Here is a 25,585-nt window from a genome sequence, read left to right as displayed (position 1 = left end):
TAGGTCTAATTAATTGATTTAATACAGAGGTTTTTATGACGCCATCCCTTACTCCACGTTTGGCACAGCTTGCAGATACAGGCCTAAACCAAACCCTAGTACATATTGTTCGCGGCATCGAAAAAGAAGGCTTGCGAGTAACCACAGCTAGTAAGTTGTCACAACAGGGTCATCCACTGGCATTTGGTTCGGCTTTAACCCACCCGTATATCACCACTGATTATTCCGAATCGCTATTAGAATTTATTACACCTGCGGGTGAACATATCAGCGATACCCTTGGCTTTTTAGAGCAGATCCATCGCTATAGTGCCAGCGAACTTGCGGATGAGCATTTATGGCCAGCGAGCATGCCTTGCGCGGTGCAAGGTAATAAAAGTGTGCCTATAGCCCAATATGGTAGTTCTCGAGCTGGCCAGATGAAGCATATTTATCGGCGCGGTCTGGATATACGCTATGGTCGCATAATGCAAAGCATCGCCGGTATCCACTTTAATTTCTCACTACCGGATAGTTTTTGGCAAGGCTACCGGCAATTGCTCGGCAGCCAAGATTCACTAGCCGACTTTCGCTCGGCGCAATATTTTGGCTTAATCCGTAATTTTCGCCGTTATGGCTGGTTGTTGCTGTATCTGTTTGGCGCTTCACCGGCACTTAGTCAGACGTTTATGCAGGGTCGGCCACATAAGTTGTCTGAACTTGGTGCTGATACGTTGTATTTACCCTACGCAACTTCGTTGCGCATGAGTGGACTTGGCTACCAGAGCGACGCCCAAACCAGTCTGAAGATTAGTACCAATAGCTTAACTGAATATAGCCGCGATCTTACCCTAGCTCTTAACACGCCTTATCCACCTTATACTCGGCTTGGCGTTGAGGTTAACGGCGATACACGGCAGCTTAACGACAACATCCTGCAGATAGAGAATGAGTATTACAGTGATATTCGTCCTAAGCGAGTTACTCGAGCGGACGAGACGCCATTACAAGCGATGGCAGAGCGCGGGGTAGAATATATTGAAGTGCGCAATTTGGATATTAATCCGCTGCTAGCCTTGGGTATCGATGATACCCAGATCCGTTTCTTAGATGCCTTTTTACTGTTTTGCTTGTTGCAAGACAGTCCAGAGATTGGTGAGCAAGAATCACAGCGTATAACTCGTAATCAAACCCGCATCACCGAACAAGGCCGCAAGCCCGACTTGCTTTTAGAAACAGCAAGTGGAGAACTAAGTCGGACAATCTGTGCTGAACAGATTTTTGCTGAATTAGCAGCAGTAGCTTTATTACTCGACAAGACGTCTAGCGGTTACGCTGATGCAGTACAGCACTATACACCTCTACTACAACAACCCGAACTAACTCCTTCGGCGCGTATTTTACAACAATTGACGAGTAGCAAGCTGGAATACACCACATGGACCCAGCAACGAGCCGTTGAGCTAACTCAGTACTGGCAACAAGCTCCACTTAGCTCTGAGCAGACGGGCTATTTCAAACAACTGGCCACCTCAAGCCTAGCTGCGCAGCAGCGTTTGGAAACGGAAGATGCAATAACACCTTTAGCCGCATGCCAATAAAGGAATTAAAATGGGTCGGAGTAACTTAACTAATCGGTTAATGTATTATGCCCCATTTATTACTATACTCAGCCTATAACGTTAGATTAGCTAAGGCGTTACAGGTTAAGTTTGAGTATGGATTATGAACAGTTTAATCAATTTTGTCGCTCGCTTCCTGCCACTAGTTATGTGATGCAATGGGGTGGTTCTCACGTCTGGAAAGTCGCGGATAAAGTCTTTGCAATCGGCGGCTGGGGTAAAGCTGCTCAACCTGCCTTCAGCTTTAAAACCTCTGAACAGAATTTTCATTTTTTAAATTTGAAGTCAGGTTATCAACCAGCACCTTATTTAGCCGCACGCGGTATGAAATGGATCCAGTTGTATGATGGGCAAGATATTGCAGACGAAGAACTGATCTATTACCTAACAGAATCCCATCGTATAGTATCCTTAGGTCTTTCTAAGAAAAAACAATTAGAGTTGGGCCTGAATCAACACCTAGATAAAGATCTGGATAAAGGTTAAACCTCTAATTTTGCAAAATAACAACGAGCGTTTAACTATGAGCGGAATTACTGAGCTAGCAACATTAATATCGGCCATGCAACCTAAGCTAATGGCGAATGAATTTGTATTTTGTACCGTGCAAGGCGAACTGGCCGACTATGTGTGGTTAAATCCGTTAGCGAGCTTTAGTGAAGTTGAAGGCTTAACATTAATAGTTAGTAAAACCACAGCCAGCGATGCCGGCTTAGCATTTTCTGGTATCTTTAAACAGATCACTTTGAATGTGCACTCTAGCTTAAATGCTGTTGGTTTAACGGCTGCAGTTTCTGGTCAATTAGCTGCCAAAGGCATCAGTGCCAATGTATTTGCTGCTTATTATCACGACCATATTTTTGTTGCTTCAGAGCATGCCACAGCTGCGTTATCAGCATTAACCGACTTAAGTGATGGTGTGTAAATCAGAATAAAAAATGTTAACGCACATTGTTTTTTAGATAAATATGGTTATCAGCTATTTATTAAGTGCTAGGCTTAATAATTCTGTTTACCACACTGGCCAAAAATAACGTTATTCATATCTGTTTAATCGGCTGTAAATAAAGCATATAACACCAGATTATGGGATACTGAAATCATGCTAATCAAATGTAGCGTTGCAACAAGGTGTGACTAGTGTTGTGAAGTTGGTTTATATCAGACTGATTTAGCCAAATTGAGAACTCAAAATTTTGTAGCTATAAAGTCGATGTTCAAAGGTACAGTATGAATGACAGCACTGAAAAAGGTCTTAGCTTGACTAAAGCCCTAACGGCACGGGCTTTAAAACACTTTTTCACTCTCCTCGCTATAGTAAGTTTAGTTGCTGTAGGTTTAATGATATGGCCAAACCAAGTACTTGAAGCCGAATTTAGCTGGCTAATATTTTATCCCGCGGTCATTGTTGCCGCCTTCTATGGCGGATTTTACGCTGGGTTAATTACCACCGTGTTTGCCTGCCTCGCTATCATTTTTTTGTGGCCGTTAGTTGTTGAACAGGCTTACATTATCGATAGTTTTGAATTGGTTAAAATCGCTATTTTTGTCATCACTTGTAGTTTTATCTCATATTCTATCGAAGCCATGCAACGGGTAAAAAAGGCGCTTAAGCAAGCTGAGTCGGTTTCGCAAACTACGAGTCAAACTGAGCAGTTTATTAAATCGATTATCAATAATACGCCAAATATGATCGGTTATTGGGATAGAGATCTACGTTGCAGGTACGCAAATAATGCCTATAGTGAATGGTTTGGTATAGCAGCAGAAGACATCGTTGGTATGACATTTCAACAACTCGCCGGTGAGCAGTTATTTAATCGCAATAAGCCCCATATTGAAAAAGTACTGACCGGTGAGCCGCAACGTTTTGAACGCAGTCTGCGTAAGGTGGATGGTAGTGTTGGCCATATTATTGGTCATTATATTCCAGATTTTGCCAGCGATGGAACCGTGCAAGGTTTTGTAATTCAGTCTAATGAAGTCACATTGCTTAAAGCAACTGAGGCCAAACTGAAACTGGCAGCGTGTGTGTTCGACAGTATGCTTGATGGTGTGCTAATCACCGATGCTAATAATATTATCATTTCGGTTAATCCAGGCTTTACTGAGATTACCGGCTACACGGTACAAGACGCAATTGGCCAAACGCCAAAATTATTACAATCTAACCGGCAAAGTCAGGCCTTTTATGCTGCTATGTGGCATGAGATTACTACTCAAGGTCGCTGGCAAGGCGAAATGTGGAATCATCGTAAAGATGGAGAGTTGTACTTGCAACGTATGACTATAAATTTGCTACGCGATGGTGACGGTGAGCCTGTCCGGTATGTTTCGGTATTTAGTGATATAACAGAGCTAAGGCGTAAAGATGAGCATATTAAGCATTTAGCTTTTCATGATGCCTTAACCGATTTACCTAATCGTACTTTATTGATGGATCGTATAAATCAAAAATTGCTTAACTCTCATCGCGAGCAATGCAAGTTAGCGTTGATGTTTCTTGACCTTGATGGCTTTAAACCCGTTAACGATAAATTTGGTCATAACGTTGGCGATATTTTATTAAAAGAAATGGCGAAAAGGCTACAGGCGTTAGTTAGGCAATCAGACACGGTGGCGAGAGTTGGTGGCGATGAATTTATTTTTATCTTAAACAACCCGCAAGGTACCAGTGATGTTACTGAAGTGGCCAACCGAATTATCAGCTCCATTAATCAACCAATAACCATTTTAGGTAATGAATTTCAAATTGGCGTATCAATTGGCATTGCCATGTATCCAGAGCATGGCGATAGCTCGCTAGAATTAATCCGCAATGCAGACACCGCAATGTATATAGCGAAAAGCTCAGGTAAAAATAAAGTGAGTTTTTTCTCGTTAAATAATTAATCGGTTTTAACCGTTATCGCTAGAGATAAATCTAACGATAACGGCAATTGCGCTAGTTTTAGTAGCAACTATTAAGACTATTCTAATAATTTATTTAAACACTAAACACTAAACACTAAACACTCAGTTACCACCACCAAACTTGTCTTTTAAACGATCTTTTAATTTATCTTTGGCTTGGTCTTTAAAATCAGCCAACTTAGCGGCTAACAATTGTTCAATATTAGCGCTGGCGTCTTCTGTGCTAGCAGATTGCTGGCTTAATAGTGCCGACCAATCTGCTTGGCCAGCTAAGCCTGATTGTAATTGGCCATCAAGCTTAGTTTTAAGATCTGCCTGTAACGCCGCTATTTTTTGTTTCGCCTCACCCAGTAACGCATCGCCTAGTAGCTTATCTAACGACGAGCGAATGCTAACGTCAGGTGCGCTAATTAAACCACTAGCATCAATAGTTAACGGAATGCTGGTTTGCTGGTTTAAGATGCTGGCTAATTGTTGTAGATACTTATTACCCACGCTAGTAAAGTTAGCATCATTTAAGGCTAAGCTAGCATGCTGGATTAATTGTTTGTCAGTAAGGTTAATCTTACCGTTAGAGCTGACTAAACTGCTGGCTAAGGCTAATGCATTTTCGCCTTTACCTAGTAACATATCTTGAACTTGTAAGCCGTCTAACTGCCAATTTAAGTTGGTTACCATCTGTTGTAAAATGGCAAAATCACCGTTTAAGCTAATGCGCTTTAATTGCGGTAAATCGGTAGCGTCCAATGCAAACTTAGTCGCTTTATCAATAATGTTGTGTTGAGCAGTAATATCTTGCAGTGACATAGCCACATTACCACCACCAATCAACCAATTTATCTGGGCATTTTTAACCCAGAAGTCAGGGTAGGGTTGGCTAGGTAAAGGTAAAATTCTATTGGGTAGAATAACGACATCTTCGGCTGCTGAGTCAGATTTAACCGGAAGGTAAGGCTGAGCATATTGGTACAAAGCATTTAATTGACTTAAACGATCTGCCCATTCTTGGCCAAGCAAAATTTGGCTAATACCGGCTAGGCCACCGTCTGATAAATTTGCCAGTTGTTGCGCTTTTTGCCAATCGGCTGTGCTGGCTTGCTGCAATTCAGCGACGGCCAGTTGCAGTTTATCTTTGCTTTGTTCTAGTTGTTGCTTAGCCAACATAATCCGTTCTTTTTCAGCTAGCAATTGCTCTTTTAGTTGTTTTAACTGCGCGGTCTTTTTGGCTAAGTCGGCAGCATCTTCAATTTTGCTTTCGGTAAGAGCTTTAATGTCTGCTTGGTATTTAGCTAATGAGGCTTTATTAGGTAACTGCTCTGGCAGTTTTTGCAGTGCTGTTTGCTCACGAGCGGCTAAATCTTGCAAGGCTTGGGCTTTAGCGGGGCTTTTTAAATCAACCCGGGCCAATAATTCATCTGCAGTAGGTAATTCAGATTTTAATAAATCTGCTAACGATGCTGCACTGCCATCGGCATTAGGTTGGCGATACACCTCACCGGTTTTAGCCCGCTTGCTACCGTAAGCAGCATCAATCACTTCTAAGTCGTTAATCACATAATAACCTAGCATCGCAGGCCATACTTCTAAGGCTGCTACAGCGTAATTAAAACTAAAACTATTGTACTCAGGTGCCGCAGGATCGGTTAATTGTAGTTTATTAATTTTTAATGCTAATGGCGCCAATTGCACTGAGACCTTAGCAATATTTACTTCAGCACCGGTCACTTTTTCTAAGCTGTAGATCATGCCAAGGCGTAGTGCTGGGCCAATAAATAAATAAATTAACGCTAACAGAGCAGCAGTAATGCTAATAAAAATAAGCCATCCAGATTTACGGATCATTGTGCGCTCCTTAGTGAATTTTTTGATATAGAGAGAATAACTTACTGGCTTTTAGCATCTGGGTCAGCTTCCATTTTTCAACATTACTCATCACGCGTGTACGATACTGTTTAACCAACAAACTGCTTAGCCAAGCAACCGGTACTAGCAAGATCAGGCCTAGCACAAAGCTGCCTAAGGTTAATGTATGGTGTAGATGCAGCAGCTGTAAGGTTTCACCTTCCGCCAAGATCTGTAAAAACCGCTCATTTTGCGCTAACTGCCAGGTTAAGTTTTCTAAGGGCGTGGCAAATAGCAGCATTAACCCTTCGGTTAAGCCCCATACCACTAAAAATATGGATAAGTTGACCGTTAATAAACAGACGATCAATAGCAGGAGAAAGGTTAATAAACCTAAAGGTAAAATACCAATAAATAAGCCTAACGCCACCGCCCAGCCTATTTGCCAGGTGGAAGTTTGTGAATTAAGCACTTTGAGAACTTTTGCTAGTAAGGTCAACATTATCTATCCCTGAATATAGAATGATTTGAATCTATTAAGGTTACCAGCGTATGAGCCGTTTGTCAGGGCAAACAACGCTCTAACAACAAGTTTTACCTATAATGTACTAAAGAGTTAATACAATAATATACCGACACCGACTAATGCCAATAGAGTCCATCTCCAGCTGCCGCTAGGGATGGTATCGCCGGCTAGCCTGCTTAATATTAAAGACAAAATAACGCTAGTGGTTAGCAGGGTTTGCACTACCGCCGCTTTGGTATAACTAAAGGCCACCATTTGTAAATACAACGAGGCAGTGGTGCCAATGAGGGTGGCGACCAATAACAATAACCAAGGGCGTAACGGGGTATTAGCGCTAGGTAGCCAGCGGCTGCGCTTAATGGTCATCAAGATGATAATTAGCGCCATGCCGCCAACTAAGCGCCAGCTACTGCCGCTAAGAGCGTCTATTTGGCTATTAACTAATACATCACGACTAATAACTGCACCTATCGCCTGACATAATGCCGCGAGGGCAGCATAACTGATGCCACTAAGTTGCAAGGTTTTATCACTGCGTTGTAATCGCAGTACCGCATCGACGGCAAATAAAATAATAGCAATAGCTAGCCACTGTTGGCCGGTTAGCCATTCTTGCAGCCAAGCGATGGCTAATAATGCGGTTAAAATAGGGGCTAAGGTTTCGGCAATCAGTAACGATAATCTGTCGCCAATTTTACTTAAGGCTAAAAAAAAGCAGGTATCGCCCAAACCTATGCCAATGGCACCGCTAATTAATAACCAGATAATATGCTCGTTTGCGGCGGCAGTGTCGCTGTAGATTAGGCTTAATGGTAATAAAACCATTAGGCTAAGCAAGCCCTTCCAGAAGTTAAGCGTTAAGGCCGCAAAGTGCGTGCCGAGCTGTCGATATAAGCGCGCCGCTATTGCCCAGCATAATGCAGTGGTTAACGCCGCGAAAATTCCTAACATAAAATCCTATAAAATAAAGGCGTTAGCTTTGCAACTAACGCCTAGTTCTTCAATAACGCCTCAGCGCTACGTTGTTCAACGCCTTGCTATTAAGCGCCTTGCTATTAAGCAATAAGAATAAAGCCAATAAAAGCCAAGGTCGCGGCAATTAACGCATACGGTAATTGCGTGATGGCATGTGACACCAAGTTACAGCCCGAACCTTGAGCGGCTAATACAGTTGAATCACTGTAAAAACAAGCTTGGCTACCAAAAGAGCTCGCTGACATTAAAGCACCAATTATTAATGGAATATTAGCATCAACGGCATAAGCTAATGGCATAACAATAGGAATGCTGACGGCAAAAATACCCCAGCTAGATCCGGTAGCAAAAGCCAGAAGAGCCATGGATAAAAACACCATTGCTGGTAACAATTGTGCTGTCATATAAGGCGCTAAGTTGTTGATCACATATTGTGGCAGCATTAACTTGTCACAGACGTCTTTAAAAATAAAGGCGGCAATAACGGTGCCTATTGCAGGCAGCATAGTTTTAAAGCCATTAATCATGGTTTCCATCATGTCGGCCAACGGCATTAAGCGCTGGATAGCATAAAACGGTAACGTGACTAGTAGCGTGACAATTAAGCCTTTCCAGACATCAATATCAAAATAAACCGTAAATAATACCAACATGATCATGGGAACTAAAAAGTTATGTAACTTGCCTTTAGTCTGAGCATCATCGAACTCTTCTTCAAAAGCTTTCACTGCGTAGTCATCTGGTGCCGTATTCTCTGGATGACTATCAGCAAACGCAACGGTGGCTTGTGGGCCTTGCTGTGCCGCTAATTCGGCCTTTTTCATTGGTCCAAATGCTGGAATAACACCCATAATGACTAAAAATACCACTAGCAATGCCAAAATCGGGTAAAACATGTACGGAATGGCCTGCATATAGACATGAATGCCTTCGCCAACCGCAGCGACATTATTATTTTCTAGCAAGCCGCCAAAAAAGATGGCCCAAGTAGAAAGTGGTACTAATACACACACCGGTGCTGCGGTAGAGTCCACTACATAGGCTAGCATTTCTCGCGAGACTTTAAATTTATCGGTTACACGCTTCATGGTTTCACCCACGCTCAGCGCATTAAGATAATCATCAACAAATATCACTAAGCCCAGAATAAAGGTCATAAATAAAGATGATTTTTTACCTTTGGCAAAACGTTGGGCTTTAATACCAAAGGCTAAGGCGCCACCGGTATGAACTAATAAGCCTATTAAGGCACCAAAGCCGCCACAGACTAAAATTAACCAGCCGATAGTTTCATCTTGCATTACGTTTAACGAGGTTTCGGCAAAGTTTTCTAGGGCATGATTAGGTGCATACAATAATAAACCCACCACAGCGCCGACAATAAGCGCCAATATAGGCCGTTTTAACCAAATGGCTAAGGCTAAAACAACTAAAGGTGGAATTAAACTGAGTGCGGTAGGAGACGCTGCGGCCGCTTCGGCCGCAGCCGCAACAGGTTCGGCTAGACTCTCAACTAAGTTATCTGCTGACATCATGTGTAATACTCTTAAATTTCCCGATGAACCGGAATAAGGTTAGTGGAACCGTTGCAGCAGATAAGCCAATTCAACGGCACGCTTTGCTTGTGACAGTTGGCGGTAGCACCTAAATAATGTAGGCCTAACCATTAGCTGAATAGCGTGAATAAGCTATGCAAGCATTACTTCAACAGTAAGTTTTAACCGTGTTGAAATAGCGCGCAATAATAACAAAAATATTTTAATTAACAACCGTATTATTAGTATGGAAATTGTCGCTAATTACAGCAAAAGTTAAGGTGAAAGTTAAGGTGAAAGTTAAGGCAAAAGTTAAGACATAAATTAGCTGGAGAATGAAACTGCGGACATAAAAAAGCCAAGTGATTAACTTGGCTTTTTTAACCCAGACTTATGATAACAAGACTGAGTGTGGTTGGGTTTATAAGGCGGCGATTTCAGCTTGTTGTTGCTGCAGTTTAACCACCGCTTGTTCTAGCTCTGCTTGTTTTGCTTGCTCCTTAGCTAAAACTGCTTCTGGTGCTTTAGCCACAAAGCCAGCGTTAGCCAATTTTCCGCTTACCCGGCCTAAATCTTGTTGGTTTTTTTCAAGCTGTTTAGCAATTCGGCTTAGCTCAGCTTCTTTGTCGATTAAGCCGGCCATCGGGATTAATAAATCCATACTGCCAATCGATTGAATCGCACTAGCAGGAGCAACTTCACCCGCAGCTAAAAAATTAATACTGTCTAGTTTGGCCAAATTTTGTAAAAAGTTTTGGTTTTCACTTAAACGGCGTTGTTCTTCAGTATTAACGTTACGCAGTAAAATATTTAAGCCTTTGCTTGGCGCAATATTCATTTCACCACGGATATTACGAATAGCCGTAATCACTGCTTTTAACCACTCTAAATCGGCAGTCGCGGTGTCATTAATTAAGCTGCTGTTATGCTCAGGATAAGGTTGCAACATAATGCTTTCGGCTGCAATACCGGCAATGGGTTTAACCGACTGCCAAATGGTTTCAGTAATATAAGGCATAATAGGGTGCATTAAGCGTAATAAGCTTTCTAATACCGTAATTAGGGTATGTCGAGTAGCAAGTTGCTCCGCGGCTGTGCCTTTGAATAAAACCGGTTTAGTTAATTCTAAATACCAATCGCAGAATTGGTTCCAGGTAAATTCATACAAGGTAGCTGCCGCTAAGTCGAAACGATAGTTATCAAAGTACTGACGTACCTGAGTTACCGTCTGCTGGTATTGGGCTAAAATCCATTTGTCGGCTAACGATAACTGGAATTGCGAGCTATCGGCATGGTTAGCATTAAAACCACAATCTTGGCTTTCAGTATGCATTAACACGTAGCGACTGGCATTCCATAGTTTATTACAGAAATTGCGATAGCCTTCTAAGCGCTTCATATCCCAATTAATGTCTCGACCGGTTGATGCTAAGGCGGCTAACGTAAAGCGTACGGCATCAGTACCGCTGGCGCTAATGCCTTCAGGGAACTGATCTTTGGTTGCTTTAGCAATTTTCTCAGCCATTTTTGGCTGCATCATATTGCTGGTCCGTTTTGCTAATAAGTCCTCTAAGCTAATACCATCAATCATATCTAACGGATCGACTACATTACCTTTAGATTTAGACATTTTATCGCCATTTTCATCGCGGATAAGTCCGGTGACATAAACGGTTTTAAACGGTACTTGTGGCTTGCCGTTTTCATCTTTTATAAAGTGCATGGTCATCATGATCATGCGGGCAACCCAGAAAAAGATAATATCAAAACCGGTCACTAGCACATCGGTAGGATGGAAAGTGCGCAAGTCTTCTGTATTGTCTGGCCAACCTAAAGTAGAGAAGGTCCACAAGGCTGAACTAAACCAAGTATCTAATACGTCATCGTCTTGGCGTAAGGCAAAATCGTTGGCTAAATTATATTTAGCGCGCACTTCGGCTTCATCACGGCCAACATACACTTTACCGTTGTCGTCATACCAGGCCGGTATGCGGTGTCCCCACCATAATTGGCGCGAAATACACCAATCTTGAATGTCACGCATCCAACTGTAATACATGTTTTCGTATTGCTTGGGCACAAATTCAATTTGACCGCTTTCAACCGCTTCAGTCGCTGTTTTAGCTAACGGGGCTACGCGAACATACCATTGATCGGTTAAAAGCGGTTCAATGACTACGCCACTGCGATCGCCATAAGGCACTTTTAAGCCATGGTCATCAATTTTTTCTAATAGGCCTGCATCTGCAAAGGCGGCAACAATAGCTTTACGGGCAGCAAAGCGTTCCATACCAGCAAAGGCTGCAGGTAATTGGCTATCTAGCTCGGTATTAACGGTACCGTCGATATTATAAATTTCAGCATTAGCTAAAATCATCGCGTCATGCGATAAAATATTATACAGCGGTAACTGGTGGCGTTTACCCATGTCGTAGTCGTTAAAGTCGTGTGCTGGGGTAATTTTTACGCAGCCAGTACCAAACTCTTTATCGACATATCTATCGGCAATAATAGGAATGCGCCGGTTAACTAACGGTAGTTCAATAAACTTACCAATTAAAGCTTGATAACGCTCATCATCTGGATCGACTGCTACGGCGCTGTCACCTAACATCGTTTCAGGACGCGTGGTCGCAACCACTAAATAGGTTTGGCCATCAGCGGTGGTTGCACCATCGGCTAATGGGTAGCGCAAGTACCATAAGTGGCCTTTTTGCTCTTTATTTTCGACTTCTAAATCAGAAATAGCCGTGTGTAATTTTGGATCCCAGTTAACTAAGCGTTTGCCGCGATAAATTAAATCGTCTTCATACAGGCGCACAAACACTTCTTGAACCGCTTCAGATAACCCTGGGTCCATAGTGAAACGTTCGCGAGTCCAGTCAACCGAGTTGCCTAAACGACGCATTTGATCAGAAATAGTGCCACCAGACTCTTCTTTCCACTGCCAAACTTTATCAATAAAAGCGTCACGGCCTAATTGATGCCGAGTGGGTAAGTTTTCTGCAGCTAATTTACGTTCTACGACCATTTGGGTGGCGATACCGGCATGATCACTACCGACTTGCCATAAGGTGTTTTTACCTTGCATGCGTTTATAACGGGTAAGTGCATCCATAATGGTTTGCTGAAAAGCATGGCCCATATGCAGGCTACCGGTGACGTTTGGCGGTGGGATCATAATGCAATAATTGCCGTTGCTTTGATCACCTGATGGCTGAAAATAGCCTTTGGCTTCCCATGCGTTATACATGGCTTGTTCAATTTCGCTAGGATTAAAGGTTTTTTCCATGAGAGTACCTGTTTGTCAGTCGATCGTTATCGTGCTTGGAGTGATACCGCGCTGACGATATTGCTTATATCGTTCCCGAGCTTGAGCTTTTAAGTGCTCTTCGGTAGGAACGAATTCGATAATTTGTTTATAACGGTGCGCAAAGTCTGGCACATGCTCGGTTAAGTTTATTAACACTGGGCGGTTTTGCTGCGGGGCTTGCCAGCCAATTTCAACTGCAGCGCCATAGTTTGGACCTTCACCGCTTAAGTTATGCGGGACAAAGCGTTCGGCATCAAATTGCCACAGCTGCTGGTCAAATGCTTCGGCTTGAACTTGGTCGGCAGTATAAACGAAAACCCGTTGTTTTGCCCGATACAGATCAGCACAAAGCTGACAGGCTAAAGCAAAATGAGCTGGCGTAATGCTCAGCTCATTTTGCTTGCTTGGCGCAGCTGTTAGTACGTAAAAGGTAACAGGCATTAACTATCCTGTTGCTGGTTAACGCGGTTAATTAAAAACTGGGTTAACATAGGCACTGGACGTCCGGTTGCACCTTTATCTTTGCCGCCACTGCGCCAGGCAGTACCAGCAATATCTAAATGCGCCCAATTATATTTACGGGTGAAGCGCGATAAAAAGCAGGCTGCGGTAATAGTACCTGCAGCACGGCCACCTAGATTAGTAAAGTCAGCAAAAGGACTTTCTAACTGATCTTGATAATCATCCCATAACGGTAAACGCCATGCCCGGTCGCCACTTTGATCTGAGGCATTCAAAATCTCGTGCGCTAGCGGGTTATGATTGCTTAATAATCCCGTTGCATGTTTACCTAATGCCACAATACAGGCACCGGTTAAGGTTGCCACGTCTATGACTACATCTGGGTCAAAGCGCTCAACATAGGTTAAGGCATCGCACAATACTAAGCGGCCTTCGGCATCAGTATTTAATACTTCAACGGTTTGCCCTGACATAGTGGTTAAAATATCACCTGGTCGATAAGCATTGGCATCTGGCATATTTTCGGCAGCAGCAAGCACTACGACTAAGTTAATCGGTAATTCAAGCTGCAATACGGCGCGTATTGTGCCAAGTACTGAGGCCGCACCACACATATCGTATTTCATCTCGTCCATGGCTTCGCCCGGTTTAATGCTTATACCACCCGAGTCAAACGTTAAGCCTTTACCGACTAATACTACTGGCGCCGAATCATTATCGGCACCACGGTAATTAATCACCGACATCCGCGGGCCATTTACCGAGCCACGGCCAACGGCTAAATAGGAATTCATGCCAAGCTTAGCCAGTTCTTCTGGGCCTAGTACTTCAACGCTAACTTTGCTGGATAATTGACATAAAGCTTGAGCTTGGTCGGCTAAGTATTGCGGCGTGCAAATATTTGGCGGCATGTTGCTAACGTCTTTGCTTAACTTACTGCCGGTGGCGATGGCTAAACCGTGCTCTACTGCTTTTTCACCAATAGTGAGATCGCGACGGGTAGGCACATTAAACACCATTTTGCGTAACGGCCGACGCGTTTCGTCTTTTTTACTTTTTAATTGGTCGAACACATATAAGCTATCTTGCGTGGTTTCTACAGCTTGGCGCACTTTCCAATAGGTATCGCGGCCTTTAACATGCAATTCAGATAAAAAGCATACGGCTTCCATCGAGCCGGTTTCATTTAACGTGCTAATGGTTTTAGCGATAATTTGTTTATATTGGCGTTCGTCTAGTTCACGCTCTTTACCACAACCTACCAATAGTACGCGTTCGCTTAGGATGTTCGGGACGTGATGTAATAATAACATTTGCCCCGACTTGCCTTCTAAATCGCCACGGCGTAATAAGTTGCTAATATAACCTTCACTAATTTTATCCAGTTGTTCCGCTACTGCAGACAAGCGACGTGGCTCATACACACCAACTACAATACATGCACTGCGTTGTTTTTCTGGACTGCCGCTTTTTACACTGAACTCCATGCTAACTCCTGATTCTAACAGACGGTATAAACGTCACTTGGTACATTAATAACCAAATTCTACCGTGATTATATAAAAAAGCTCGGTTTTCTGTGTCGTTTAGTCGATAATAATTGTTATAAACATTAAGTTTACTTAAAAATCGCCAAGCTTCCAGTAAAAAGGTCGGTTTTAGGGGGCGCATTGATCATTTTCCGTTATCTGTTAGGTGAGGTTTTAAAATCTCAGCTAACCGTATTTGTTATTTTAATGACCATTATTTTAAGTCAGCGATTTGTAAAAATTTTAGCTGATGCATCTGAAGGCGAATTGCCGGGTCAGTTAGTGATGAGCATAGTCGCGCTTAAATTACCGCAATTAGCGGTAATTATTTTGCCATTAAGTGCTTTTGTTGGCGTGTTAGTGGCTTATGGCCGGATCTATGCTGACAGTGAAATGACCGTATTACATTCCACCGGTGTCAGTGAATGGTATGTGGCACGTATCACTTTATCATTATCTTTATTATTAGCTCTAATAGCAGGTGCAGTGACGTTATATATTAGTCCTTGGGCGACCGAAAAAGAGTATCAATTATTAGAAAAAGCCGATGCCAGTGCCGGCTTATTTTCATTAGTACCGGGTCGGTTTCAACATACTTCGAATGAAAAAGCGGTGATCTTTGTTCATGACATCAACCGTAATGGTGAATTAAGCAAGGTGTTTGTGGCCCAAAACAGCGGCCAAGGTGGCCAAGAGAATAATCCTGCCCATGCCATTGTTTATGCGCAAGTGGGTAAAGTGACCGAAGATGCGACAGGTGCCCAACAGTTAGAATTAGCCCAAGGGCGTCGTTATGCGGGTGAAGGTAAAACGGCAGCGTTTGAAGTGACCGAGTTTGGTCGTTATCAAATTCAAATTCGTGAACAAGAAGTTGAGCAGCGCCGGCGCAAGTTAGGTAGTTTACCAACTGCAGAGTTAATGCAGCTTGATAGCAATGAAGCCGTAGCCGAATGGCACTGGCGTATTGCTATTTCGTTGTCGATCCCGCTACTGACCCTTATTGCTGTGCCCTTGAGCCGGGTTAACCCGCGCCAAGGTAAGTTTGGCCGTTTAATGCCGGCATTATTATTGTACCTAGGCTATTACGCCCTGCTGATTATTGCGCGTTCAGCGCTGGAAGACGGTACTATTCCGGCCATATTAGGCATGTGGTGGCTGCATGCCTTGGCCTTAATTTTAGGCATGGTGTTAATTTTTAGAAATAGGTCCAGTGCGCAACGATTCCAAGCTTGGCTAGCGGGGCGTAATTAATATGTTAAAGATATTAGATGTTTATATTGGCCGAACGATTTTAAGCACGTCAATGCTAACCTTAAGTGTGTTGCTGGTAATATCGGCCATGTTTAAATTTATCGACCAAATGCGTTCTGTCGGTCGCGGTTACTACGATATGGTGCATGCTGCACTTTATACCTTGTACAGTGTACCTGGTGATTTAGTGACTTTTTTTCCGATGGCGGCATTAATTGGCGGCTTAATCGGTTTGGGCATGCTGGCCAGTAATAGCGAACTGGTGGTGATGCAAGCGGCGGGTATGTCGCGGTTTAATATTGTCAGTTCGGTGATGAAAACCGCCGTTATTATGATGCTAATTGTTATGGCGGTTGCTGAGTGGGGCGCACCTGTTAGTGATAGAGCGGCGCGCGAACTGCGGATTAAAGCCATTTCTGATGGTAATTTATTTGCCGCCCAGCAAGGTGTTTGGGCTAAAGATGGTGATCAGTTTGTCAATATTAAACAAGTTGATGATTTTGGTAACTTAAATAATATTGTTATTTATCAATTTGATGAAGAATTAAAGTTACTGTCGATTGTCAGTGCAGAATCAGCTGTGTTTAAAAACGATGCTTGGTTGCTACAACAAGTAAAGCGACTGCAATTTACGGAGCCAAAAATTGAACAGCAACAATTAGATAAGCAACGTTGGCGGTCGTCATTAACACCGGAAAAACTTGGCGTGGTTACCATTAAACCAGAAATGCTATCGCTAACTGGCTTGGTCGATTACGTCGATTATCTTGAACAAAATGGTCAGGACGCCAGCCGTTATCAATTAGCCTTTTGGCGAAAAGTGTTACAACCACTGACCATAATCGCCATGTTATTAATGGCGTTATCTTTTATTTTTGGCCCCTTGCGTAGTGTGACAATGGGCGCTCGGGTGTTAATGGGTATTTTAACCGGCTTTGCCTTTTACATGACTAATGAAGTGTTTGGGCCAATAGCTTTAGTGTATCAATTACCCCCAGCAGCCGGCGCTATGCTGCCCAGCCTGTTATTTATTTTATTATCAATATATTTGATGCGCAAAAAAGTTTAAGCCCGCGCGGTTATTAGCCGCGCAGATTGCTTAAAACTAAGGCTTAAACTTATTCTTGATGAGGTAGCGGTAGGTTTGGACACTCTAAGTGAAAGGCCACCTTGCGCAACTGCTTTTGCTCGCTTTGTAAATAGGCGGCTAATAAGCTCTGTTGTTGTAACCAGTCAGGTTCAATATGCAATTGCAGTTGTTGCTCGCTGGCGCTAATGCTGATTTCAGGTAAAAAATCGTCACGACGCTTTTGGTTCAGCAATATTGCTAATCGCAATAACACAATTAAATTTACCACTTGGGGTAACTGAAATAAGCTAAAGTTTGGAATTTCTTCGGCACGAATTTTTCTCCGATGAAACCTAACTAAGGTAGCGACTAACAGTTGTTGTTCTTGGTTAAAGCCCGGTAAATTAGCATTTTGCAGAATATAGGCCGAATGTTTTTGTACACTGGACGAGTTAATGTGTAAACCGACTTCAAATAAATTTGCCGCCCATTCTAATGCATTGGCATGTTCTTGCTGTAATTGCCAATGAGTATTCACTTGGTTAAACAAGGTTAAAGCAGTACGACTCACTCTATTGGCTTGGGCTATATCAATATCATAACGGCGCTGCATACTGGCCACGCTTTGCTGGCGAATATCGACATGCTGCAAGCGGTCGCTCATTTCGTATAAAATACCTTCGCGTAGCGCGGCATCTATATAATGTAATTGCTGTATTTGCAGTTGTTTAAATGCGGCAATTAAAATAGCTAAGCCAGAACAAATCAGTAATTTACGATCTTCATTTAAGCCAGGTATGATTAATTCACTACAGTTATTGTATTGCAATAAGTAGCTTTTTAACGTTTCAAGATGGCATAGCTCAATGCTATCGCTGCTAAAACCTAAAGCAACAATAATATCTCGTACCGCCTTTACGGTGCCAGAAGTACCTAATACTTGCTGCCAACCAATGTTTTTAAAGTTATTCGCAATATGCTCTAGTTCTTGCTCGGCATGTAAAATAGCCCGATTAAAACGCTTTTCACTGATGCGACCTTGGCTAAAATAATCCATACCATAACTAACACAACCAATATTTCGGCTGCTAAGGCTTAGCGGTTCTTGGCCGCAACCAATAACAAACTCGGTACTGCCACCACCAATATCGATAACTAATCTTTTATCATTAAAATGCTCAAAATGGGCGACACCCTGATAGATAATGCGCGCTTCTTCTTGGCCAGAAATAATTTCAATGGGAAAAGGAAAAATCGATTTAGCTCGGCGGATAAAAGTGGCGGCATTCTTGGCTCGGCGTAACGTGAAAGTGGCTATAACCCGAACGGATTCTGGTTTAAAAGGAGCTAGCGTATCAGCGAATTGGCTTAAGGCTTTTAAGCCGCGCTCAATAGCTTCTTCACTTAAGACAAAGTGTTCATTTAAGCCTTGGGCTAATTGTACTTTTTGTTTTTCACGATGTAGAAGCTGTATATCACCATCAATAATACGGGCCACGACCAAGTGAAATGAGTTTGAGCCTAAATCAACCGCAGCTATGTAAGGGTGTTGATCAGCTTGCTCGAGGTCTGAACGGGTAAAATTCATTCAATTTCAATATCTAGTTGCTGCCGCGCTTGGCGGGCTAAATAATTATAGATCTGCTGTTGCGAGCGGATCTTACGTTTATTACCGCGCTTGGCATAAGCATTATCATGACAAGGGCCAATAATACGTGCCTTTACGTTATCTCGCCACTGAATATCTAAGATGTCTAGAATGTTTTGCTTTAAGCGCGGATCAAAAATAGGCACACCTACTTCAACCCGCTGGTCGATATTTCGGGTCATCCAATCGGCAGACGATAAATACACTTCACTATCACCGGCGTTATGAAAAACGTAGACCCGAGCATGTTCTAAAAAACGATCTAAGATGCTAATGACTTTAATATTGGCACTTTTATCGACTAAACCGGCAATTAACGAACACATACCACGAACAATTAAGCGAATTTTTACCCCGGCTTGGCTGGCGCGATACAGTAAATTGACGATTTCATCATCCGCTAAATTATTCACTTTAAGCAGTATCTCAGCTTTTTTACCGCTATTTGCTACATCAATTTCACGCTGAATTAACTCCAGCAGTTTTGGCCTAGCCCAAGTGGGTGAGACGATTAAGTGTTTAAATATATAAGGCCGATAGCTATGCTCAATAAACTCAAATACTTGATCAATTTCGCTGGTTATTTCAGGGTGACAGGTAAATAAACTAAAATCGGTATAAATAACGGCAGATTTTTCATTAAAGTTGCCGGTACCAATATGGCCATACTGCACGGCTTTGCCTTTTTCTTGCCGGGTAATTAAGCATAATTTGGCGTGGACTTTTAAGCTTGTTAGGCCAAAGACTACTTGAATGCCGCCTTCGGTCATCCGGCGGGCCCAGTTAATATTATTCTCTTCATCAAAGCGGGCTTTGAGCTCCATTACTACGCTGACTTTTTTACCGTTGCGTACTGCATCCAGTAAAGAGTGAATAACCCGAGAATTTTTGGCTACGCGGTACATAGTTATTTTAATGTGGCTAACTTTAGGATCAAATGACGCTTGACGTACCCATTCGGTAAAATAGCCAAAGCTATGATACGGATAGTGCAGCAAAATATCGCTATGGTTAATAGCATCAAAACTGGTGGAGTGTCGTTCAAATTCAGCGCTGACTAAGGGAGTAAATTTAGGGAACTCCAAACTAGAATGGCCAAAGTTAGGAAAATTAATAAAGTCTTTAAAGTTACGATAGCGGCCACCTGATACTAGCGAGTCATTTGAGCCAGTACCTAAGAGTTTATTCAGTACCTTAAGCATTTGCTCGGGCATAGCGGCGTCATAGACTAAACGTACCGGCTCAGACTGTAAGCGCTGGCGAATACCTTTAGACATTTTATCAATTAAGCTTTGATCTAAGGTATCACTGATATTGTATTCAGCATCGCGGGTTAGCTTTAACGAGTAAGCGTGAATATGTTCAAACTGAAAAAAGCCACTAAATAAATCGGCAATACAGTGCACGATAACGTCATCAAGCAGCAAAATTTGCCGCCGATAATGACCATTTTTTTTCCGAGTGTTTAAATCCAGCGGTAATTCAATAAAGCGCGACAGTTCAGAAGTAGGGACTTGCACTATGGCATATTCAGGTTTGCCATTACCGGTCATTTCGACCATTAAGTAGGTGGTATTATCTTCAAGCGCTTTGGTTAACTTAACTTCATCACCGGATAAAATCATCGGTGAGATATGTTTAATCACGTCTTGGCGAAAATAGCGTTTAACCCAATTGCTTTGCAGCTCGGTTAATTTGAAATGATCAATTAACTCAATGTTGTGCTTACGCAGTTCCAACTGGATATCAATATAGATGGCATTAAAACGCTGGCCTAGGTGCAACACTTGTTGCTGAATTTGACTCAGTAACGCTTCGGCATCTTCTTGTTCGCTCGCTTGATACTTTTTTAGCAAGATGCGCCGTTTAACATCGGCCACTCGAACCCGAAAAAATTCATCCATATTATTAGAATAAATGCCAAGAAAGCGTAGCCGCTCTATTGCTGGATTACGTTCGTCTGCCGCTTCTTGTAAGACACGGCCATTAAAGTCGAGCCAACTTAATTCGCGGGGATAACTAGGAAACTCAGCGTTATAAATTGGACTTTGCTGTTGCATTATTTACCACTCCAAGCACTAACTGGCATCAGCATAAGCTGTTTTAATGAAAACTAACTGAATACAGCGGTAAATTACCGCTGTATTCTTGGTTGCTAAAATGAATTAACCAGATTAATGCTCTGTTTCGACATCAACCACAATATCGGTAGCAATTGCTTCTAGCGCTTTTACCACTTCATTGCGACTAACACCAGCAGGAAGTTCTACCGTGGCTACTGCGGTAAATAAAGGCACACCCCAATTAGGCGCACTTTGCTTACTACTTTCAAAATGAATAATATTAGTGCCTTTGTGTTTAATCACAGATGATAGCTCGCGTACTATACCTGGGCGATCATTACCGGTGATCACAAAACGTAAATGCTGTTGTTCATTTAAAGTGTGGGCAATGCCATGCTGAATTTTAATATCAAGATCGGTAATTTGCTCTAACGCTTGGGTTAATTTAGGTAAATCTTGTTCTGACACTTCAAGTTGTAAGATACCGGCAAAGTAACCGGCTAAATGACTTAAATTACTGGCGGTCCAGTTACCATTGTTTTCATTAACTACAGTGGCAAGGTGATCGACCAAACCAGGTTTATCTTGTCCTATTAGCGTAAGTACTAACTGCTTCATTATGTATTCCTATTCAAACCTAATGTGAAAGTATTGCTAACGACAAGTTGTCGTTGCCAAGCTAATGCCATTTAACGTCAATTCATTATCAGTGTAGCGCTATGTTTTTATTTTGGAAAATATAACGGTAAAAATTAACATAAAATACTTAGTTTCAGCAGTGAGAAATTAATATTTAGCGAGTATTTAGTTAGTAGTATGCGAGCTTTACTAGCTCTGACAGCGAGTTTTTGCCTATACTTAGACATTATTTTCATAATTCGCGAATTTCGCGGATATAGTTGGGCTAAATAAATGATAACTTGCATTTTTAATCGGAGCCATTAGTGGATAAGCTTAATTTAAGCAAACATATTTCCAGTTCATTTAATGAAGAAATAGATCAAGTTCGCAATCAAGTGATGGCGATGGGCGGCTTGTTAGAGCAGCAATTACGCCATGCTTTGCAAGCAATTTCTTCTGCCGATACCGAATTAGCCCAGCAAGTTATTGCTACCGACTTAGCCGTTAATAACTGGGAATTAACCATCGATAAAACCTGCACTGAAATTATTGTGCGTCGTCAGCCTGCTGCCAGTGATTTACGTTTAATAATGGCTATTATTAAAGCCATAGCCGATTTAGAGCGGATAGGCGATGAAATTCGCAGAATTGCCAGAGCAGCCTTAGAGCAATTTGATAGCCATCAACAAGGTTTACTGGTTAATTTAGATAATATGGGCCGTCATGTTGGCCAAATGTTGCATGATGTTTTGGATGCATTTGCCCGCATGGATGTGGAAATGGCACTGCAGGTACACAAAGAAGATAAAAAAGTTGATGTTGAATATGAAGCCATTACTCGGCAGTTAATGACCTATATGGCTGAGCAGCCTAAAAGCATTCCGCTGGTTATGAATGTGCTTTGGTCGGCGCGTTCATTAGAGCGTATTGGCGATCGCTGTAAAAACTTAGCTGAATACGTGATATTTTTTGTTAAAGGCAAAGTGGTGCGCCATAGTAGTGACGCGCAATTAGAACAAGAGGCCAGAAGCTGATTGTTACCTAATATAGAGACTAAAAGGCAGTGTTTATTGCATTTTCACTGGCTGTTTTCATTAAGTGTTCATTTTTCATTTTTCTTGCGCTTTGAATATCGTTACAATGCGCCCTGACTACCGTCAAATAAATATACGAGGCCAGGCTATGGCAGCTAGTACTTTTTTATCCGTGTTTGCTAAATCACCTATAAAGCCGATAGAGGAACATATCCGCAAGGTGCATGAAACCAGTGAACAGTTAATACCTTTTTTTGATGCGGTGTACCAACAAGATTGGAATGCTGCTGCAGAGGTACGGAAGAAAATAGTGATGTTGGAAAAGGAAGCCGATATCCAAAAACGGGAAATTCGTACCAATTTACCCCGCGGTTTATTTTTACCTGTCGATCGTGCCGATATTCTTGAGCTGGTATCACAGCAAGATAAAATTGCCAATAAAACCAAAGATATTTCCGGACGTATTTTAGGCCGTGAATTATTAATACCAATAGAATTACAAGCTGATTTCAAATTGTATGTGCAACGTTGTATTGATGCTACTCAATTAGCCAGCGATGTAATCAATGAGTTTGAAGAGCTGCTGGAAACCGGTTTTCGCGGTCGCGCAGTTGATATAGTGATTAAAATGATTGAGCGTTTGGATCGGATCGAAAAAGATACCGATGAGATGCAAATCAAATTACGTAGAGCATTACGTTTACTTGAGCGGGATTTAAACCCGATTGATGTGATGTTTTTATACCGTACGTTAGAGTGGATTGGCGATTTAGCCGATATCGCGCTGCGAGTGGGTTCACGGCTCGAAATAATGCTTGGTCGCTAAAAAGGTTTTTCTGATGGATATTATACAATCGTACGGTTTAATTTTAATAATCATTGCTGTGGTATTTGGCTTTTTAATGGCTTATGGCGTAGGCGCGAACGATGTGGCCAATGCTATGGGCACATCTGTTGGCTCAAAAGCATTAACGATTAAACAAGCGATATTTATTGCTGCAATCTTTGAATTTGCCGGTGCTTATTTAGCCGGTGGTTCTGTTACTTCGACTATACGTGGTGGCATTACTGACCCTTCTTTCTTTGTTGATGCGCCAGAATTAATGGCTTACGGCATGATAGCCGCATTACTAGCTGCTGCAACGTGGTTAATAGTAGCTTCTTACTTTGGTTGGCCAGTATCTACCACCCATTCTATTGTCGGTGCTATTATTGGTTTTGCTGCAGTAGGCGTTGGTATGGACGCGGTGCATTGGGATAAAGTAGGCGGTATTGTTGGCAGTTGGATAGTCACGCCCATGCTGGCTGGGGTCTTAGCGTATTTGTTTTTCATGAGTGCTCAAAGGCTTATTTTTGATACAGAAGAACCATTGGAAAATGCTAAGCGATATGTGCCGTTTTATATGGCGTTTGCGGCCTTTATGATGTCCTTAGTCACCATTCAAAAGGGTTTAAAGCATGTCGGTTTAGATTTTGGTACAGCTAACGGCTATTATTTAGCTTTCGCTATCGCAGCGGTGGTGGGTTTAATCGGTAAATTTGTTATTTCGCGCTTAAAGTTTGACCCTGCAGCCGATAAGAAAATGCAATTTAATAACGTTGAGCGTATTTTTGGCGTATTAATGATTACCACGGCTTGTTGTATGGCCTTTGCTCACGGTTCTAACGATGTAGCTAATGCGATTGGGCCTTTAGCGGCAGTCGTCAGCGTGGTGACTTCAGGCGGTGAGATTAATAGTAGTTCAACGTTAGCATGGTGGATATTGCCCCTAGGTGCAGTCGGTATTGTTATCGGTTTAGCAACTCTAGGTGCGCGAGTGATTAAAACGGTAGGAACGGCTATTACCCATTTAACCCCAAGTCGAGGTTTTGCCGCTGAGTTATCAGCTGCATCGACGGTGGTTATTGCTTCGGGTACCGGCTTACCTATTTCGACTACGCAAACATTAGTGGGCGCAGTATTAGGTGTTGGTTTAGCGCGCGGTATTGCAGCGCTTAACTTGGGTGTAGTGCGTAATATCTTTATTTCTTGGGTTATTACCTTACCGGTTGGTGCCGGTTTAGCTATCATCTTCTTTTATATCTTAAAGGCCATTTTTGGTTAACGGATTTTTTTAATTACGGATATTCCATAATACCGCTATCGGTTGCTGATACCTGCCGATAGCGGTTTTTTTATTTTAGCAATGCCAGTTCGATGCAAGTTCGATATTGGTTAGATGGTACAGTAATGCGATAAGTGAAAGATTAATTGGAGACTGTTATGAAGCACCTGCCGAGTTTAAAACAATTACAGTATTTATTAGCATTGCACGAACATCAACATTTTGGCCGTGCCGCAGAGGCTTGTTATATTAGTCAGTCTACTTTAAGTGCTGCGGTGGCTAATTTAGAACAAAGTTTAGATGCCCAGTTGCTAGAGCGCGACCATAAAACCTTTATCTTCACTGCAGTAGGTGAAGAAATGGTGCGCCAAGCGCGGCAAATTATTGGCCAATGTGAAACCTTAGTCGATTTTGCTCGTTATCAAGGCAAGCCAATGGCTGGACCGTTTCGGTTAGGCTGTATCCCCACTATTGCGCCTTTTGTGTTAAGCGAAGTGATGCAAGCCTGTCGTCAGCAATATCCCGAATTACAATTATTATTGCGAGAAGATACTTCTGATAATTCATTGCAGGCTTTAGCCGATGGCCGTTTAGATATGGTGTTATTAGCACTGCCTTATGAAACCGCAGGTTTTCATAGCCGCATTTTAGCCCAAGATCCGTTTAAACTGGTGTTACACAAAGAATGGCAGCAACGTGGTTTTAATCAAGATATTAGCCAATGGCCTGATGAAAGCATCTTTTTACTCGAGCGCGAGCATTGTCTGGCTGGCCATGCGGTTACCGCGTGCGAGCTAACGGATAGTCGTAAAGTTAATCCGTTTTTTGCCACTAGCCTGCATACATTAACCCAAATGGTTAATAATAAGCTGGGTGTCACGTTTATGCCGCAAATGGCTATAAACAGCGGCTTATTAACTGGCACTGATTTAATTATACAAACGCCAGTAGCTGAAAATGCCTATCGTGATATTGCGGTGGTATGGCGGCCAACGTCAAGTAAAGTAGAAAGTTATCGCTTAATGGCCGATTTAATTGGCATAGTATTGCAGCAAAAATGCCAATAACGCCGTGTTTCTGGTAATATCGCCGCTGTTT

General features: G+C 42.3%; 20 protein-coding genes. 10 read left to right on the top strand and 10 right to left on the bottom strand.

What is annotated here, in order from left to right; all coding sequences use genetic code 11:
* The first annotated feature begins 35 nt into the window (after positions 1–35).
* From gshA to BI198_RS15400, 4 genes are all read left to right on the top strand, one after another.
* A complete protein-coding gene (gene gshA / locus BI198_RS15415; RefSeq protein ID WP_070050388.1) occupies positions 36–1,580 on the top strand; it encodes a glutamate--cysteine ligase in 1,545 nt (514 codons plus the stop codon).
* 117 nt (positions 1,581–1,697) lie between these two features.
* Complete coding sequence (locus BI198_RS15410; RefSeq protein ID WP_070050386.1) at positions 1,698–2,087, top strand: MmcQ/YjbR family DNA-binding protein; 390 nt, start codon at positions 1,698–1,700, stop codon at positions 2,085–2,087.
* Between the two features lie 37 nt (positions 2,088–2,124).
* Entirely contained in the window at positions 2,125–2,526 is a 402-nt protein-coding gene (locus tag BI198_RS15405) for an ACT domain-containing protein (protein ID WP_070050385.1), read from the top strand.
* A 305-nt stretch (positions 2,527–2,831) separates the two neighbouring features.
* Positions 2,832–4,493 carry a sensor domain-containing diguanylate cyclase gene (locus BI198_RS15400; RefSeq protein WP_141728894.1) on the top strand — a complete coding sequence of 554 codons (1,662 nt, stop codon included), beginning with the start codon at positions 2,832–2,834 and terminating at the stop codon, positions 4,491–4,493.
* Positions 4,494–4,616: 123 nt separating this feature from the next.
* Here BI198_RS15400 and BI198_RS15395 read toward each other — a convergent pair whose 3' ends face one another.
* From BI198_RS15395 to pepA, 7 genes are all read right to left on the bottom strand, one after another.
* Positions 4,617–6,356 carry a TIGR03545 family protein gene (locus BI198_RS15395; RefSeq protein WP_083256648.1) on the bottom strand — a complete coding sequence of 580 codons (1,740 nt, stop codon included), beginning with the start codon at positions 6,354–6,356 and terminating at the stop codon, positions 4,617–4,619.
* A 10-nt stretch (positions 6,357–6,366) separates the two neighbouring features.
* A complete protein-coding gene (locus tag BI198_RS15390; RefSeq protein ID WP_070050383.1) occupies positions 6,367–6,858 on the bottom strand; it encodes a TIGR03546 family protein in 492 nt (163 codons plus the stop codon).
* Positions 6,859–6,972: 114 nt separating this feature from the next.
* Positions 6,973–7,833, bottom strand: a complete 861-nt coding sequence (locus BI198_RS15385) for a DMT family transporter (RefSeq protein ID WP_070050382.1) — start codon at positions 7,831–7,833, stop codon at positions 6,973–6,975.
* Between the two features lie 104 nt (positions 7,834–7,937).
* Positions 7,938–9,392, bottom strand: coding sequence for a Na+/H+ antiporter NhaC family protein (locus BI198_RS15380; protein WP_201243534.1), 1,455 nt, complete (start codon positions 9,390–9,392; stop codon positions 7,938–7,940).
* Positions 9,393–9,813: 421 nt separating this feature from the next.
* Positions 9,814–12,684, bottom strand: a complete 2,871-nt coding sequence (locus tag BI198_RS15375) for a valine--tRNA ligase (RefSeq protein WP_070050380.1) — start codon at positions 12,682–12,684, stop codon at positions 9,814–9,816.
* A gap of 15 nt (positions 12,685–12,699) precedes the next feature.
* Complete coding sequence (locus tag BI198_RS15370; RefSeq protein ID WP_070050378.1) at positions 12,700–13,146, bottom strand: DNA polymerase III subunit chi; 447 nt, start codon at positions 13,144–13,146, stop codon at positions 12,700–12,702.
* Positions 13,146–14,654, bottom strand: a complete 1,509-nt coding sequence (pepA, locus tag BI198_RS15365) for a leucyl aminopeptidase (RefSeq protein WP_070050377.1) — start codon at positions 14,652–14,654, stop codon at positions 13,146–13,148. The genes BI198_RS15370 and pepA overlap by 1 nt, the downstream gene beginning before the upstream one ends.
* Positions 14,655–14,837: 183 nt before the next feature.
* On the opposite strand from pepA, the gene lptF reads away from it, so the two are divergent.
* Positions 14,838–15,947, top strand: a complete 1,110-nt coding sequence (gene lptF / locus BI198_RS15360) for an LPS export ABC transporter permease LptF (RefSeq protein WP_070050375.1) — start codon at positions 14,838–14,840, stop codon at positions 15,945–15,947.
* Between the two features lies 1 nt (position 15,948).
* Positions 15,949–17,016 carry an LPS export ABC transporter permease LptG gene (gene lptG / locus BI198_RS15355; protein ID WP_070050373.1) on the top strand — a complete coding sequence of 356 codons (1,068 nt, stop codon included), beginning with the start codon at positions 15,949–15,951 and terminating at the stop codon, positions 17,014–17,016.
* A 49-nt stretch (positions 17,017–17,065) separates the two neighbouring features.
* Here lptG and BI198_RS15350 read toward each other — a convergent pair whose 3' ends face one another.
* From BI198_RS15350 to BI198_RS15340, 3 genes are all read right to left on the bottom strand, one after another.
* Complete coding sequence (locus BI198_RS15350) at positions 17,066–18,604, bottom strand: Ppx/GppA phosphatase family protein (protein ID WP_070050372.1); 1,539 nt, start codon at positions 18,602–18,604, stop codon at positions 17,066–17,068.
* Positions 18,601–20,724, bottom strand: coding sequence for a polyphosphate kinase 1 (gene ppk1, locus BI198_RS15345; protein WP_070050370.1), 2,124 nt, complete (start codon positions 20,722–20,724; stop codon positions 18,601–18,603). Before ppk1 ends, BI198_RS15350 begins: the two co-directional genes overlap by 4 nt.
* A gap of 114 nt (positions 20,725–20,838) precedes the next feature.
* Positions 20,839–21,345 carry a glycine cleavage system protein R gene (locus BI198_RS15340; RefSeq protein WP_070050368.1) on the bottom strand — a complete coding sequence of 169 codons (507 nt, stop codon included), beginning with the start codon at positions 21,343–21,345 and terminating at the stop codon, positions 20,839–20,841.
* A 326-nt stretch (positions 21,346–21,671) separates the two neighbouring features.
* On the opposite strand from BI198_RS15340, the gene phoU reads away from it, so the two are divergent.
* From phoU to BI198_RS15320, 4 genes are all read left to right on the top strand, one after another.
* Positions 21,672–22,382, top strand: a complete 711-nt coding sequence (gene phoU, locus BI198_RS15335) for a phosphate signaling complex protein PhoU (RefSeq protein ID WP_070050366.1) — start codon at positions 21,672–21,674, stop codon at positions 22,380–22,382.
* Positions 22,383–22,530: 148 nt separating this feature from the next.
* Positions 22,531–23,208: a TIGR00153 family protein gene (locus tag BI198_RS15330; RefSeq protein ID WP_070050363.1), complete on the top strand. Its 678-nt coding sequence runs from the start codon at positions 22,531–22,533 to the stop codon at positions 23,206–23,208.
* 13 nt (positions 23,209–23,221) lie between these two features.
* Entirely contained in the window at positions 23,222–24,487 is a 1,266-nt protein-coding gene (locus BI198_RS15325) for an inorganic phosphate transporter (RefSeq protein ID WP_070050362.1), read from the top strand.
* Positions 24,488–24,645: 158 nt separating this feature from the next.
* The gene (locus BI198_RS15320; protein WP_070050361.1) at positions 24,646–25,554 is read left to right on the top strand and encodes a hydrogen peroxide-inducible genes activator; all 909 of its coding nucleotides are present in this window, start codon (positions 24,646–24,648) and stop codon (positions 25,552–25,554) included.
* The last annotated feature ends 31 nt before the right edge of the window (positions 25,555–25,585 follow it).

The sequence above is a fragment of the Rheinheimera salexigens genome, assembly GCF_001752395.1.
In the GTDB taxonomy this organism is placed as follows: Bacteria; Pseudomonadota; Gammaproteobacteria; order Enterobacterales; family Alteromonadaceae; genus Alishewanella; species Alishewanella salexigens.
The sequence above is the reverse complement of the archived record's forward strand: the minus strand, read 5'-3'. Positions and strand labels throughout refer to the sequence as shown.

Bases quoted from the DNA above. Each gene is read 5' to 3' on its own strand.
- gshA (WP_070050388.1), top strand. From the start codon at position 36: ATGACGCCATCCCTTACTCCACGTTTGGCACAGCTTGCAGATACAGGC.
- BI198_RS15410 (WP_070050386.1), top strand. From the start codon at position 1,698: ATGGATTATGAACAGTTTAATCAATTTTGTCGCTCGCTTCCTGCCACT.
- BI198_RS15405 (WP_070050385.1), top strand. From the start codon at position 2,125: ATGAGCGGAATTACTGAGCTAGCAACATTAATATCGGCCATGCAACCT.
- BI198_RS15400 (WP_141728894.1), top strand. From the start codon at position 2,832: ATGAATGACAGCACTGAAAAAGGTCTTAGCTTGACTAAAGCCCTAACG.
- BI198_RS15395 (WP_083256648.1), bottom strand. From the start codon at position 6,356: ATGATCCGTAAATCTGGATGGCTTATTTTTATTAGCATTACTGCTGCT.
- BI198_RS15390 (WP_070050383.1), bottom strand. From the start codon at position 6,858: ATGTTGACCTTACTAGCAAAAGTTCTCAAAGTGCTTAATTCACAAACT.
- BI198_RS15385 (WP_070050382.1), bottom strand. From the start codon at position 7,833: ATGTTAGGAATTTTCGCGGCGTTAACCACTGCATTATGCTGGGCAATA.
- BI198_RS15380 (WP_201243534.1), bottom strand. From the start codon at position 9,392: ATGATGTCAGCAGATAACTTAGTTGAGAGTCTAGCCGAACCTGTTGCG.
- BI198_RS15375 (WP_070050380.1), bottom strand. From the start codon at position 12,684: ATGGAAAAAACCTTTAATCCTAGCGAAATTGAACAAGCCATGTATAAC.
- BI198_RS15370 (WP_070050378.1), bottom strand. From the start codon at position 13,146: ATGCCTGTTACCTTTTACGTACTAACAGCTGCGCCAAGCAAGCAAAAT.
- pepA (WP_070050377.1), bottom strand. From the start codon at position 14,654: ATGGAGTTCAGTGTAAAAAGCGGCAGTCCAGAAAAACAACGCAGTGCA.
- lptG (WP_070050373.1), top strand. From the start codon at position 15,949: ATGTTAAAGATATTAGATGTTTATATTGGCCGAACGATTTTAAGCACG.
- BI198_RS15350 (WP_070050372.1), bottom strand. From the start codon at position 18,604: ATGAATTTTACCCGTTCAGACCTCGAGCAAGCTGATCAACACCCTTAC.
- ppk1 (WP_070050370.1), bottom strand. From the start codon at position 20,724: ATGCAACAGCAAAGTCCAATTTATAACGCTGAGTTTCCTAGTTATCCC.
- BI198_RS15340 (WP_070050368.1), bottom strand. From the start codon at position 21,345: ATGAAGCAGTTAGTACTTACGCTAATAGGACAAGATAAACCTGGTTTG.
- BI198_RS15330 (WP_070050363.1), top strand. From the start codon at position 22,531: ATGGCAGCTAGTACTTTTTTATCCGTGTTTGCTAAATCACCTATAAAG.
- BI198_RS15325 (WP_070050362.1), top strand. From the start codon at position 23,222: ATGGATATTATACAATCGTACGGTTTAATTTTAATAATCATTGCTGTG.
- BI198_RS15320 (WP_070050361.1), top strand. From the start codon at position 24,646: ATGAAGCACCTGCCGAGTTTAAAACAATTACAGTATTTATTAGCATTG.